This window comes from Sphingopyxis flava, assembly GCF_900168005.1.
Taxonomy (GTDB): domain Bacteria; phylum Pseudomonadota; class Alphaproteobacteria; order Sphingomonadales; family Sphingomonadaceae; genus Sphingopyxis; species Sphingopyxis flava.
The window spans coordinates 1-1173 of record NZ_FUYP01000107.1 but is presented as its reverse complement, the minus strand read 5'-3'; the positions used below and the strand labels follow the sequence as shown (position 1 = coordinate 1173).

Annotated in this window: 1 protein-coding gene; it reads left to right on the top strand. The window is 59.2% G+C overall.

Annotated features, from left to right (window positions below; genetic code table 11):
* Positions 1-23: 23 nt before the first annotated feature.
* Complete coding sequence (locus tag B5X69_RS20725; protein ID WP_079640346.1) at positions 24-1160, top strand: ISAs1 family transposase; 1137 nt, start codon at positions 24-26, stop codon at positions 1158-1160.
* Positions 1161-1173: the final 13 nt, after the last annotated feature.

The window sequence follows — 1173 nt, the reverse complement described above, 5'->3', positions numbered from 1 at the left end:
TCCACATTTGGAAGGGGCATTTGATGGTCGGCACTGTATCGCTACTGGATCATTTTTCGGCGCTGAAGGATCCGCGTCAGCAATGGCGGGTGATCTATCCTCTTCGGGAGATACTGCTTCTGGTTCTGTCCGCGACGCTGAGCGGCATGGAGGATTTTGTCGAGATCAGGCTGTGGGGGAAGCAACGCCTGGACTTTCTGCGCCGCTTTCTGCCCTTCGAGCGCGGGATACCGGCGCACGACACTTTGAACGACGTGATGAATGCGATCGACGAGGAGCTGTTCAAATCCTGCTTTGCAAGCTGGGTAGAGACGCTTCGCGAGCAGGATCCGGACATCATCGCGATCGACGGCAAGACCTCGCGCCGGTCGCATGACCGCGGCCGCGGCCGTGATCCGCTGCACATGGTATCAGCCTGGGCGACGCGCCAGCGTCTGGTCCTTGGGCAGGAGGCCATCGAGCATAAATCGAACGAGATCGTCGCCATCCCGCGCTTGCTCGAGCGACTGGAGCTCAAGGGCGCACTGGTGACGATCGACGCCATGGGGACCCAGAGCGAGATCGCCGAAAAGATTGTGGCGAAGGGCGGCGATTATCTGCTGGCGCTCAAAGCCAACCGGCCTGCCACCCATAAAGATGTGGTCCGCTTCTTTGCCGATCCGCCCGCCGACCAGATCTCCAAGCCCTTCGAAACGGTCGAAAAGGATCATGGCCGCCTCGAGACCAGGCGTCATGTCGTATGCCATGAGGTGGATTGGCTGTTCTCCGACCGGCGCTATCCTGACGAACCACGCTTCCCGCATCTCGCCATGATCGCGATGGTCGAAACCGAAGTCGAACGCCATGGCCGTCTCGAGCAAGAGCGACGCTATTATCTCTCCTCTGCCAAGCTCGATGCCAAAAGCTTCGCCGCTGCCGTGCGCGCCCATTGGGGCATTGAAAACCGGCTTCACTGGGTCCTCGATGTCGTCTTCCATGACGACCTTGCGCGCCTCAGAACCGGATCCGGACCCCAAAATATGGCGGTCGTCAAACACATGGCCATGAACCTCGTGCGCGCTCAAGACGATAAGCACAGCCTCAAGGTCCGCCGAAAACTCGCCAATCTCAACCCAGACTACCTCCAAAAACTCCTCACCAAAGACACCGCGTTAACCTGAAGCGATTCCCCTG